The organism is Aquirufa echingensis (genome assembly GCF_042714525.1).
Taxonomy (GTDB): Bacteria; Bacteroidota; Bacteroidia; order Cytophagales; family Spirosomataceae; genus Aquirufa; species Aquirufa echingensis.
The window spans coordinates 58,467-72,218 of the sequence record NZ_JBBKYA010000004.1 but is presented as its reverse complement, the minus strand read 5'-3'; the positions used below and the strand labels follow the sequence as shown (position 1 = coordinate 72,218).

Genomic DNA, 13,752 nt, shown 5'->3' with positions numbered 1-13,752 from the left:
ACAAAGTTACAAATTTTTCTACCTTTGCAAGCCATTCGCCTGTTCATAATTTTATGATTGTCAAAGAGTTTCTTTCCTTGTACAAAAATGACGGAATTGTTCAACACATTGCAGAACAAATCCATCGTCCGGAACCGCAAAACACCTACATCAAAGGACTTTGCGGCGCCTTGGATACCGTACTCATTGCCTCATTACTGAAAGAAAACAATCCCTTTCTGGTCATTTGTGAAGCCAAAGAAGAGGCACAATATATCCTAAACGACCTACAATCCTTATTGGGTGAAGCGGCCGTCATCCTATTTCCCATGTCGCATAAAAGACCTTATGAATGGGAAGAGGTCGACAATGCGAATGTACTCATGCGGGCGGAAGTCCTCAATGTACTGAGCAATTACAGTGGTCAAGCCTTAATCATCGTCAGCTATCCCGAAGCGATGACAGAAAAAGTAATCAACCGAAAATCATTGGTTAAAAACACGCTTTCCATTCGGGTTGGTGATAAAATCGATCGCAATTTTGTGGCTGAAACGCTCAATGAATATGATTTTGAACGCACCGACTTCGTCTACGAAGCGGGACAATATTCCGTTCGCGGAGGTATTTTGGATGTATTTTCGTACGCAGCAGAGTACCCTTATCGACTGGATTTCTTCGGAGATGAAGTAGATAGCATCCGAACTTTTCATCCAGAAACGCAATTGTCGATACAATCCGTTTCGGCCATGCACCTCATTCCGGACGTTCAAACCAAATTAGTTCAAGAAACTCGCGAATCCTTTTTTACGTTTTTACCTGCAACGACACGCATTTGGCTGAAGGATTTTAGCATGCTCATCGATGCCATTGAGACAAATTTTGAAAAGGGCGAGGCCGCTTATTTGGCCAATAGCAGTTCTGATATCAATGTACTGAATAAGCCCGAAGAGCGCTGGGAAACGAATAAAAGCATTAAAAAATCCTTGCAACAATTCAGTTGCGTGGAGTTTGGCAAACGCACACACCTGAAAAATAGCCAGGCCATCGTTTATCCGTCTAAAAACCCTGGTGTTTTCCAAAAAGATTTCGAACGTTTGGCAAATACCCTATTAGACAATCAAACAGCTGGTTTTCAAAACATCATTTGCTCGGAATCGCCACGACAACTAGAACGACTCGATGTGATTTTCAATGAAATCAACACGAGCATTCAGTTTAAACCCTTGCAGATTTCCTTGCGGGAAGGTTTCATCGACGAGCAAACAAACATCGCCTTTTATCCTGACCATCAATTATTCGACCGCTTTCATCGCTCCAAAGAGAAAAATAAGTTCTCCAAAAGCAAAGCGCTTACATTAAAGGAATTGCGAAGCCTTCAAGTAGGTGATTTCGTCACGCACGTGGATTATGGAATCGGCCGATTTGCTGGGTTAAATTTGATTGAGACCTCGAATGGCGAACAAGAAGTCATCCGACTGATTTACCGAGACGACGATGTATTGTCGGTTTCCATTCATTCATTACATAAAATTTCCAAATACGCTGGCAAGGAAGGCGCCCCACCGACCATGTCAAAACTGGGGACACCCGAATGGGAAAACAAAAAATCCCGCGTTAAAAAACAAGTCAAAGACATCGCCAAGGAACTGATTTCCTTGTATGCCAAACGCAAAAATGCACCCGGTTTTGCCTTTTCGCCTGATACCTATTTACAAGCCGAATTGGAATCTTCCTTCTTATACGAAGATACCCCCGATCAGGCCAAAGCAACGGCAGATGTCAAGGCTGATATGGAAAAACCGCACCCAATGGATCGATTGGTCTGTGGTGATGTGGGATTCGGCAAAACCGAAATTGCTATTCGGGCGGCTTTCAAGGCTGTGGCGGACTCAAAGCAGGTGGCTGTATTAGTACCTACGACGGTTTTGGCGATGCAACATTACCGAACTTTTCATGATCGATTGGCGGCATTCCCATGTAAGGTTGAATACGTAAACCGATTTAAGTCTACGAAACAAATCAAGGAAACCCTTGAACGCGTTGCCAATGGGCAAACGGATATATTAATCGGCACCCACCGATTAGTCAACAAAGATGTACATTTCAAGAATCTAGGCTTGATGATCATCGACGAGGAGCAGAAATTTGGGGTGAAGGTCAAAGATCGTTTAAAAGAAATGCGCGTGGATGTGGATGTATTGACGCTAACCGCCACTCCAATTCCGCGTACCTTACATTTCTCATTGATGGGGGCGCGTGATTTATCTATTATTGCAACACCTCCACCGAATCGTCAACCGGTCGAAACGAAATTGGTCGTTATGACCGATGAATTATTGCGCGATGGTGTTCGGGATGAGCTGGCACGTGGCGGACAAGTTTTTGTCGTTCATAACCGCATCAACGAATTAGAAAGTACAGCCAATCGTATTTTACGATTAGTGCCTGATGCGAAGATTGGTGTAGCGCATGGCCAAATGGAAGGAGACAAACTCGAAAAAATCATGATGGATTTCATCGAGGGGAATTACGACGTCCTTGTGGCTACCAACATCATCGAGTCCGGCTTAGATATTCCGAATGCCAATACGATTTTCATCATCAATGCGAATCATTTTGGCTTATCTGATTTACACCAAATGCGTGGTCGGGTTGGGCGATCCAACAAGAAGGCCTACTGTTATTTGGTAACGCCATCCCTTTCCGCATTAACCAGCGATGCGCGTAAGCGATTAAGTGCATTGGAAGAATTTTCGGATTTGGGCGATGGGATTAAGGTTGCGATGCGCGATTTGGATATTCGGGGAGCGGGGAATTTATTAGGTGCAGAGCAATCGGGCTTTATCAACGATTTGGGATATGACATGTACCACAAAATTTTGGATGAGGCAGTTCAGGAGTTGAAGGAGAATGAATTTAAGGCATTATTTGAAACGGATTTAAGTGAAATAGCAGAGGCCTTGAAGGTCGATTGCCAAATTGAAACCGATTTGCGTGTTTTAATTCCCGAGGAATATGTCTCAAGTATTTCTGAACGTTTAGGCTTGTATACGCGCCTGGATGAGATCGATGATGAAACGAGTTTGACTGGATTCATCACGGAGATGGAAGATCGTTTTGGTAAAATGCCTGTAGAAGTACAAGACATGATTGACTTAGTACGTTGCCGCTGGAAGGCGCAAGTATTGCGGGTGGAAAAAATCACCTTGAAGAGCAATATATTGAAATTGTATTTCGTTTCTCAAGAGATTCCGCAGGAGCTTGTACTGAAGGTAATCCAATTTGTTAATAGCAAAAAAGGCCAATGCCAGCTTCGAGAAAAATCTGGAAAAATGATTTTACAAGTGGACAGAATAAGCACCATACCAGAATTAAACACAATTTTGGTGGATATTTTGGGTTAGCATAGCAGGATTAAGTTGATTTTTATACCTTTGTTTTTCAAATTCTGACGAAAGAGCATATAGATGATTGCTAAATTATTAAACGTACTAGGCCTTTGTGCTAGCTTATTCATGTTGACTTCTTGCCCAGGTGGCTTGAAAGGTGGACTTGCAAGTGGCTCTAAGCCCAACAGTGTCAATATCGGTAATGTTTCAACAACAACCGGATTAGCCTACAATACCAAAAATGGTTTTCAGGTAGACAAAAAATTCACAGGACAATTAACAGGCCCCAACTTAGTTTTCATTGAAGGAGGCCGCTTTACAATGGGTTCTTTGGAAGAAGATGTTTTGGGCTTACATGATAATATCGAGCGTACGGTGTCTGTTCAATCCTTTTACATGGATGAGACGGAGATTGCCAACGTACATTATTTGGAATATTTGAGTGCTGTCAAGAAGGATTCGACACAAGATTTTTACGAATCAGCATTGCCTGATACGACTGTTTGGCGCAATGATTTGGCCTTTAATGACCCATACGTAGAACAATATTTACGTTTCCCAGGTTTCCGTATGTATCCTGTTGTAGGTGTTTCTTGGAAACAAGCGACAGATTATTGCATCTGGAGAACGGCAGCAGTTAATAATAATTTAGCTGCAGCGCCTGCATCCAAAATCAAATTACCTAAGAAATCTGCGGCAGGAGCAGCTACAACAGCAGCAGCACCTCGTACGAATACCAATGCCCGTTTGACAATCGAATCAGGACGTGTTTTACCATCTTACCGCCTACCTACGGAAGCGGAGTGGGAATATGCTGCGAAGGCGATGATCGGTACGCAACAACAAGATGAGAATCAAGTAAACCAACGTATCTATCCTTGGGATGGGCCATCGTTGCGTGAGTCATCTGGAAAAGGTCGTGGAACGATGCTTGCCAACTTCAAGCGTGGACGTGGTGACTATGCAGGTATCGCTGGTAAGTCGAATGACGGAGCGATTATTACGGCAGAGATTTACAAATATGCGCCTAATGATTTCGGTTTATACCAAATGGCAGGAAACGTAAATGAGTGGGTGCAAGATTTGTATCGTCCATTATCTTTCCAAGACTTTAATGATTTGAACCCGGTTCGTCGGAATGACAAAGAAGATAAAGAGTCACGTTACGATAGCAAAAACAATCAATCGTTGATTACGAACAAAGTTCGTGTATACAAAGGCGGTTCTTGGGCGGATGTGGCATATTGGTTAGCTCCAGGCTCACGTCGTTTCTTGGATGAGGATTCTGCAACGGCAACGATTGGATTCCGTTGTGCGATGATTTCTGCGGGCACAAACAAATAATAAGAAGCTTATTTCAAGGCTGCTAGTGTGAAAAAGGAAACCTCCTTTGCACCGGCAGCCTTTATTTTTTCTGCGGCGGCTAATAACGTTGCGCCGGTGGTCAAGGTATCATCCACGATCAAAATATGCTTGCCTCGTACATCAGCAAGTACCTCAAATGAATCTTTCAATAATTCAAATCGGTGAGAACGATCCTGTCCGATGAGTGAATGGGATTGCAGGGATTTCTGTAGACCAAGTGGGAGTATGGGAATTTGCAATCCCGAGGCGAGGCCATTTCCGATACATTCCGCTTGGTTATAGGTTCTTTCGCGAAGCCTTTTGGCATGCAAAGGAATGGGGATGACACAATCAACTTCTTGGAAAAAATGGGACTTTTTCAATGATTGACCTGCCCAAAATCCTAAGAACTTCCCTAAGTCTTGGGCTCCTTTGTACTTGATTGCGTGCATGAGGTGCTGTACGCGTCCGCCGGCGGCAAAGATAAAAAAGGTTTGAACCTCTGAATAAGTAAATAAACCATCAAACTTCGCACGTAGCCACCAGGGTGAATTATCCGCATAATCGACTCGCGCTAAGGAGATTCGGCAATAGGTGCATATAAAATCTTCCGACTCAAAAAGGGGGTCTTCGCAAGCGAAACAGAGCTTTGGGTAAAGCAATTGTAAAAAGGCATTAAACATCTGTAAAATATTTTTGTATTTAATTAAGTTTCAGTAATTTTGCACCCCTAAACGAGTACCTAGACAAAACATTGTCCAAGTATTTGATAATTAGCAAACGGATTAAAAAATCATTTCATAATTAACCTTTTAAAATGGCACGCGATTTAAAATTCACTAGAAACATCGGTATTGCTGCGCACATTGATGCGGGTAAAACCACAACCACGGAACGTATCCTGTATTACGCAGGGGTTTCCCACAAAATTGGTGAGGTACACGATGGTGCGGCAACAATGGACTGGATGGAGCAAGAGCAGGAACGTGGTATCACGATTACTTCTGCAGCAACAACAGTAGGTTGGAAATACCGCGATCAAGATTACCACATCAACATTATCGATACTCCAGGTCACGTTGACTTTACAGTAGAGGTAAACCGTTCTTTACGTGTATTAGATGGTCTAGTATTTTTATTCTCTGCCGTAGACGGTGTAGAGCCACAATCAGAAACTAACTGGCGTTTGGCGAACAACTACAACGTAGCACGTATTGGTTTCGTTAACAAAATGGACCGTTCTGGTGCTGATTTCTTAAACGTGTGTAAGCAAGTGAAAGAAATGTTGGGTAGCTACGCGGTGCCATTGCAATTGCCTATCGGAGCTGAAGAAGGATTTGAAGGGGTAGTTGACTTGGTTAACTTCCGTGGTATCAAATGGAACGAGGCAGATAAGGGAATGACATTCACTGAGGTACCTATCCCAGATGATATGTTGGAGGAAGCAACTGAATACCGTGAGAAATTATTAGAAGCGGTAGCTGAGTTTGATGAGACGTTGATGGAGAAATATTTCGAAGATCCAGCATCTATCTCAGAAGATGAAATCTTAGCTGCATTACGTGCTGCTACGATCTCTATGAAAATCGTTCCAATGCTTTGTGGTTCATCTTTCAAAAACAAAGGTGTTCAAACAATGTTGGATTATGTAATGGCTATCTTGCCTTCTCCAATGGACAAAGAAGGTGTAAAAGGAACTCATCCAGATACGGGCGAAGAAATTTTGCGTAAGCCAAGTGAGTCTGAGCCATTCGCGGCTTTGGCATTTAAAATTGCAACTGACCCTTACGTAGGTCGTTTATGTTTCATCCGTGCTTATTCAGGTGGATTGGATTCAGGTTCTTATGTATTGAACAACCGTTCAGGAAATAAGGAGCGTATCTCTCGTATCTTCCAAATGCACGCGAACAAGCAGAACTCAATCGAGCGTTTAGGTGCTGGTGATATTGGTGCGGTAGTAGGTTTCAAAGACATCAAAACGGGTGATACCCTTTCTGATGAGAAACACCCAATCATCTTAGAAGCAATGGACTTCCCAGAGCCAGTTATCGGTTATGCAATCGAGCCTAAGAAAACGGCTGATGCAGATAACTTCTCAAAAGCGATCACGAAATTGATCGAAGAAGATCCAACTTTACAAGTTGAGTCAAACGAAGAGACTGGTCAAACGATCATCAAAGGTATGGGTGAGCTTCACTTAGAGATCATCATCGACCGTATGCGTCGTGAGTTCAAAGTAGAGGTTAACCAAGGTGCTCCACAAGTAGCTTACAAAGAGTCATTAACTAAGACGACAGAACACCGTGAGGTTTACAAGAAACAATCAGGTGGTCGTGGTAAGTTTGCTGATATCGTATTTGAAATCGGACCAAGAGAAGATGACAAACCAGGTTTAGAATTCGTTAACAACATCGTAGGTGGTGTTATTCCACGTGAATTCATCCCAGCGGTTCAAAAAGGATTCGAAGAAGCAATGAAAACAGGTGCTTTGGCTGGATACCCAATGGATTCAATGAAAGTTCGTTTATTCCACGGTTCATACCATGATGTCGATTCAGATTCATTATCATTTGAATTAGCAGCTCGTATGGGTTACAAAGAATCAGCGAAACAAGCAGGTGCTAAGTTAATGGAGCCTATCATGGCTGTTGACGTAGTTACTCCAGACGAATACACTGGACCTATCACAGGTGACTTAAACCGTCGTCGTGGTATCATGAAGGGTATGGATTCTCGTCAAGGCGCTGTTATCTTGAAGGCTGATGTACCTCTTTCTGAATTATTCGGTTACGTAACAGATTTACGTACGATGTCTTCAGGACGTGCAACAGCTTCTTTAACGTTCTCTCATTACGAATTCGTTCCGCAAAACATTGCTGACGAAGTAGTTAAGAAAGCAAAAGGATTGTAAGATTCTTTGAAAATAGTAAAAGCCCGAACTTCACAGTTCGGGCTTTTTTTTGTGCAGAGTAAACGCTGACTGGGACGCAGAACCCGGCAGCGTTACCGCCCAAAGCTACATAAAGCCTATGGGCAATTTGTCTCTAGAAACTGACAATTTGATGCCCCATCATTACCTTGTAATTCAATCCCAAGAACTTATAAACCGTAAAGTCCTTTCGTGCTATTGTAATTACTTAGAATTTCAGTCGAAGTTAAGAACCCATTATAAATCTGCAAAGCCCCCATCCCTCCAGCAAAATTTGGATCTCCAAAACCCCAATTTGACCGACCGATATAGCAATTGTTTCTGACAATATTCACAGGGCGAGGAACAACAGAAGTACCCGCTGGCTGTCCATCTACATAGATTGTTGCAATGCGTGTATTCGTATCAAAGGTCGCACAAACATGGTGCCATGCATTCAAAGTTAAAGTTCTCGAAGACTGAAACTGTGCACCCTCAACATAAAATCCAGGATTACCACTCGTGCCATAGGTGTTCGATAACAAAATATTATTCGAGCCTGCCCCATTACCAAAATCGATAATTCGGTTCCAATTGTAAAGTTGCATCGGGTAAACCCAACTTTGAATCGTAAATGACCCTCCAGTAAAATAGACCCCACTTTTCGCTTGTACATAATTGGCATTGCCACCAGGGAAATTTAAAGCCCCTCCATTCCCTGCTCCGTAAGCTACAGTTCCGTAAATTGTTGCATTGTTTTGATTCCCCGACAAATCATACCAAGTTCCTGGCGTTGCCGTCCGAGCCAAGGAATTCACATTACGCGCATCTAAGTTCAAGACCAAGGTTGCCCCGCTCGCTGCCGTTTCAATGACATCTATGGTCGTTGTAGCTGTGATATTCAAAGACTTTCCTTCATCCGTCACCCCAGTTCCATTATTCATCCCTCCAGACGTATTTACTAAAAGAGCTGAAGTCGTAGGTACAATATTTCCCTCTGCCGTTAATGCGCATTCATAGATCGTAATCGTGGAAGAAGTATTACTGCAAGAACCATCTGAAACAAGTACTTTAAAATTGCCCCGAGCAGTTGGTGAATAGACATTAGCCGTAGCTCCATTCACAACAACATTATCCTTATACCAGGTATAAGACAAGAAACCACTGGTTGCAGTCATGACCGATTTTTCCGCACAATTATTTCCAGAAACAGCCACATTGATGGTTGGTAAATCAATTACACTTATTGTTCCTGTTGCTGTAACTACCCCGCAACCTCCCGTTACGGTTACGGTGTAAGGGAAAACCCCAACTGCTGTTGGTATTCCACTGATGGTCACCACATTCGCCGCATACGCACCACTTATACCCGCCGGCAAACCAGAAAAACTAGCTCCTGTTGCTCCTGCTGTTACATAACTGATCGCCGTCAAATTGGCATTTTTACAAATACTTTGGGCATCCGTATTCACTGCAGAGCTTAACGTAATTGTGTTAACTGCTTTGACCAAAATCGTCCCTGATAAAGATGTGGTTCCGCAACCTCCTGACAAACTAACTGTATACGTGTAATTACCGGCAATAGTAGGCGTGCCACTAATCGTAACCACATTGTTTGACCAAATACCTGTTACGCCTAATGGCAAACCTGTTACACTCGCACTGGTAGCACCTGTTGTCGTATAACTTATATTCGTGATTGCAGCGTTAATACATACTGACTGTGCATTTGTTCCTGCTCCCGAACTCAATGAAATGGTATTATTCGGATTGACAACCAAAGTACCTGAGGCGGTAATTACTCCACAACCTCCCGTTAAGGTGATCGTATAGGTAAAGGTTCCCGATACCGTTGGGGTTCCACTAATCGTTACGACATTATTGGTCCAACTTCCCGTCACGCCAGTAGGCAAACCACTAAAGCTTGCTCCCGTTGCAGAAGTCGTTGCATAGGTGATATTAGTCAATGCCGTATTTAAGCAAAGACTTTGGTTATTCGTTCCAGAAGCAGAACTTAATGCAATCGTATTATTGGGATTAACCGTGATGCTCCCTGTTTGACGAACAAGGCCATCACATCCTCCTGTTAATTCAATCGAATAGTTAAATGTTCCAACCACTGTAGGACTTCCCGAAATCGTAATGACACCATTCGACCAAGCCCAATTCACCCCGGAAGGCAGACCACTAACAGTTGCTCCAGTAGCCCCCGTTGCGGTGTAAACAATATTGGTAATACTGGTAGATATACATTTGCTTTGGACATCCGTTCCTGCGGCAGACGTTAATGTGAGTTTCGAAACAGTTGTAGTTATGGTATTGGAATTAATACCTCCCCCACCTACAATTGTCGAATTATAATTGGCTAAAACCTCCGTGGAACTTAAGGCTCGATTGTAAGATAAAAAATTCCGGAATCCTCCAGGCCAATTCCAGCCATCACCAGGTCCTGCACCTCCGATATACAATGCTGTAGGACTGGAAAGCGTAGGCGACTTGTAAACGGATGTCCCTTTCAAGACGCCATCAAAATACAATTTAGCATTGTTCGCTACCGCATCCACCACAACAGTATATTGATGAAAATCAGCATTGATCATGGCAACGGTGGCTCCAACAAAAGGATTATTTTCCGAATCCCAGGTGTTCCAAAAGATTCGCCCATTATAGAGAAACACATCAGGGCCTGAACCTGCTAAACCCGCATTAAACAACATTGTACTCCCTGGATTGCTGGATTTAGCCCAAGTAGAAAATGTCATTGAATTTGTCTTTGTCAAAGGTGCCGAAATATAAGTCCCCGAGAGAGCAAAATACTTAACTCCTCCTGAATTCGTAAAAACAGCAGAATTTAAGGTTCCATGATTACCATTGCCGCTGACATCATACCAAGTGGAGCCTGTACCGGAATAACTTGCAGAGTTTGATGCATCCAATTGTTGGATTAAGCCATTGGTTATTAAACTTCCACCACTTGTACATGACGAAGAATAACTCACATAAATCGCATCGCTATTTACTAATGTTGATGATGAAAAAACGCTTGACGTTTCTCCTGTAATCGCCAAACCATTCTTATACCACTGAAATGCTCCACCAGTCCCTGGGTTTGTTACCGAGGCCGTAAAGGTAACCGGAGTGCCATAGCAGATTAAGTTGGCAGGCGCAGTGGAAACAATTGAAACACTCGAGCTCAGTACAGTAATCGTACCCGAAACACTAACCACTCCACAACCACCTGTCAATGAAACGGTATAATTAAATGTCCCAATCGAGGTTGGCGTTCCGCTAATTGTCACAACATTCCCAGCCCATGAACCTGAAACTCCTGATGGTAAGCCACTAAAAGTAGCACCTGTTGCGCCTACCGTTGCATAGCTGATGTTTGTCAAAGCTGAATTATTACAAAGGCTTTGTGCATCTGTTCCTGCTGCAGAACTTAAACTGATCGTATTTTGAGTTACTTGTATCGTCCCTGTCAACGTACTTGTTCCACAACCTCCAGTTAAAGTAACAGTATAACTGTAATTCCCAGCGATGGTTGGTGTCCCTGAAATACTGACAACATTAGCACTCCAACTCCCCGTTACACCCGCAGGTAAGCCGCTAAAAGTAGCACCTGTTGCACCAACTGTCGAATAGCTAATGGAAGAGATAGCTGAATTCACACAAATAGTTTGGGCATTTGATCCAACTGCAGATGTCAAGGTTCCAGAATTGCTCGCATTTGCAATAATCGTTCCCGTAGTCGTTCGCAATCCGCACCCCCCTGTTAAGGTAACCGTATAATTAAATGTCCCGGATTGACTCGGAGTTCCAGAAATTAATAAAGTATCGTTTGACCAAACACCGGTTACTCCCGTCGGAAATCCAGAAAAACTCGCCCCCGTAGCACCCGTGCTTATATACCGAATGGGACTTATCGCCGATGACACACACACCGTCTGACTCGTTGTTCCAGCACTTGATAATAGCGTTACGGAATTAACCGCTTTAACAATCAAAGTACCCGTCAAGGAAACGGGGCTACCACAAGAAGATGTCAGACTAACTGTGTATCCAAAAGTACCAGAAACACTGGGCGTTCCTGAAATTGTTATCGTGTTTGAAGCAAATGAACCAGTCACTCCGGTAGGCAATCCACTAAAAGTGGCGGCTGTTGCCCCAGATGTCGTATAGGTAATCGAAGTAATGGCTGAATTGATACAGCTTGTTTGGGCATCACTTCCTGTAATAGAACTTAAGCTTGCACTAGCATTCCCATTAACCCTCATCGTAAGGGAATTTGAAACAGCGGTTAAAGGACTTAACTTAAAGCGACCCGTTGTATAATTTTGTGCAATTTCTGCGGCTGTCAGGGCTTTCCCGTACATAAAGGCTCCAGCCATTTTACTATTAAAATAATTTGAACCAGAATTATCATTAACCGTTGTACCCAAATATGTTCCAGTTGCAGGGACAGAAGGCGTTCCGGTGCGTGAGCCTATAAGTACATCATTCACATACAAGGATTCTGTAGTCCCTGAAATTGTCATGGTGACAAGCTTCCAACCGTATCCCATCGTAATAGCTAAAGGTTGCCAAGCTACAGCATTTAGTAACATTGTTGCCTTATTTCCTAGACCAAAACTGTTTCCGCCAGGCCCAGTACCAAATGAATACCCCCCTGAAATTCCATTTTTCATGAATGGCCCAACGGTATTCGCATCCAAATATACCCAACATTGCATCGTTACATTTGAAATGGCGTTGGTAACCAATGGCATCACCACGGGATTATTCGTCCCATCAAATTGAATGCTTCCGCTTGCATCAAATGATTGATGACTATTTAACGTAGCATGATTGTTCAGTCCACTTAAATCTGACCATGTTGTACCTGTTCCAGAATAACTTGTAGGGTCAGTAGCATCCAATTTGAGCAATAAACTTGCATCACTAACTAAATTCGAGGTCAAATTTGCTGCATCATGATACATCTCGACCGTAATTACATCATTGTTTGCTAAATTTGTCGTTGTATAGGTTGTAGCCGTCTCTCCCGGTATAATCGCTCCATTTTTCTTCCATTGAAATGTAGGATTCGTTGCATTGAACGTAGTAGCAGTAAAAGTCACGGATGTACCCGCGCAAATGGTATTGTTACTTGCTGTCGAGCTAATACTGACAGAGGGGGCAAAATATGTATCCCTTTGGCTTGTTTCAATTGTATTTTGTTCGGAAGTGGAAATACTCTTTGGGAAAAGTATGATTTCAGACATATTCCCGTCAAACTTTCTCGTTCCACCATCACGTTGACCGATAGTAACATAGGATGTTGTAGGAGTAAAATTACAATTGCTCGTTGTCTTAGAAGCTTTTAGATATCCATTCTCATAAATGTATGAACTAACGTTTTGATTAGTTATTGCCGTGAAAAATTTAGGACTTGTACTAAGTTCTCCCGTCGTGGCATTCATACAACCAGACCCATCCACATAATAACCGTAAGGTGATACGGTAGAATAAGCGAATCCCCAAGCACCTCCTGAACCCGTGTTTACAATTCCTGAAATACTGTAAGTACTTGCCACATTTTGAACTACAATACTATAAGTAGCCGAACTAAATGTTGCAAAATTCATTGTCGTCGAGGATCGAAGAAAGTCGGAGTTCGCACTTACACCAGCAAAATAAATAGTTGGTTTCCCATTTAACATCTTGAAATTTCCCCCTTCCATTAATTTGGGGGCATTGACTGATGATGTTTTTACATCAATGGCGTTTCCACTTTGATCATACCATATAACAACGTTCAAATTGGTTACCCCACTGGTCACAATACTTGACAATGAATTTGACGTAGCAGCGCTTGCAGATGAACTATTTGCAACGGATAATGAAATTTTGGAATCTAAGGAGATAAGCCCTGAACTTGCGTCCGGATAAACATCATAATAAGCAGTCCCTGTATGTACGCGAACTAGCGGACCACTATAAGATGAACTCAATTGACGAAGCGAATAAGCTAACTTGGGCAATGTGCTACTCGTTAATCCAATTTTGTCGAGTGTATTTTGGGCATATAGAAAAGTTTCAATCAACAGAAAGAAACTAATTAAAATGAGTTTGAAAATCGATTGATTCATGGAC

General features: G+C 42.7%; 5 protein-coding genes. 3 read left to right on the top strand and 2 right to left on the bottom strand.

Annotated elements, in window-relative coordinates; all coding sequences use genetic code 11:
• Positions 1-53 precede the first annotated feature (53 nt).
• Positions 54-3,383, top strand: coding sequence for a transcription-repair coupling factor (mfd, locus tag SKC38_RS08265; RefSeq protein ID WP_377976662.1), 3,330 nt, complete (start codon positions 54-56; stop codon positions 3,381-3,383).
• Between the two features lie 111 nt (positions 3,384-3,494).
• Positions 3,495-4,712 carry a gliding motility lipoprotein GldJ gene (gene gldJ / locus SKC38_RS08260; RefSeq protein ID WP_377977024.1) on the top strand — a complete coding sequence of 406 codons (1,218 nt, stop codon included), beginning with the start codon at positions 3,495-3,497 and terminating at the stop codon, positions 4,710-4,712.
• An 8-nt stretch (positions 4,713-4,720) separates the two neighbouring features.
• On the opposite strand, the gene SKC38_RS08255 is transcribed toward gldJ, so the two are convergent.
• Positions 4,721-5,395: a ComF family protein gene (locus tag SKC38_RS08255; RefSeq protein ID WP_377976661.1), complete on the bottom strand. Its 675-nt coding sequence runs from the start codon at positions 5,393-5,395 to the stop codon at positions 4,721-4,723.
• A 134-nt stretch (positions 5,396-5,529) separates the two neighbouring features.
• Between SKC38_RS08255 and fusA the strand changes: the two genes are divergently transcribed.
• Entirely contained in the window at positions 5,530-7,623 is a 2,094-nt protein-coding gene (gene fusA, locus SKC38_RS08250) for an elongation factor G (protein ID WP_377976660.1), read from the top strand.
• Positions 7,624-7,811: 188 nt separating this feature from the next.
• Here the strand turns inward: fusA and SKC38_RS08245 are convergent, their stop codons facing one another.
• Positions 7,812-13,748, bottom strand: coding sequence for a LamG-like jellyroll fold domain-containing protein (locus SKC38_RS08245; RefSeq protein WP_377976659.1), 5,937 nt, complete (start codon positions 13,746-13,748; stop codon positions 7,812-7,814).
• Positions 13,749-13,752: the final 4 nt, after the last annotated feature.

What these genes read in the sequence shown, in the direction of transcription:
- mfd (WP_377976662.1), top strand. Translation starts at nt 54, where the DNA reads ATGATTGTCAAAGAGTTTCTTTCCTTGTACAAAAATGACGGAATTGTT.
- gldJ (WP_377977024.1), top strand. Translation starts at nt 3,495, where the DNA reads ATGTTGACTTCTTGCCCAGGTGGCTTGAAAGGTGGACTTGCAAGTGGC.
- SKC38_RS08255 (WP_377976661.1), bottom strand. Translation starts at nt 5,395, where the DNA reads ATGTTTAATGCCTTTTTACAATTGCTTTACCCAAAGCTCTGTTTCGCT.
- fusA (WP_377976660.1), top strand. Translation starts at nt 5,530, where the DNA reads ATGGCACGCGATTTAAAATTCACTAGAAACATCGGTATTGCTGCGCAC.
- SKC38_RS08245 (WP_377976659.1), bottom strand. Translation starts at nt 13,748, where the DNA reads ATGAATCAATCGATTTTCAAACTCATTTTAATTAGTTTCTTTCTGTTG.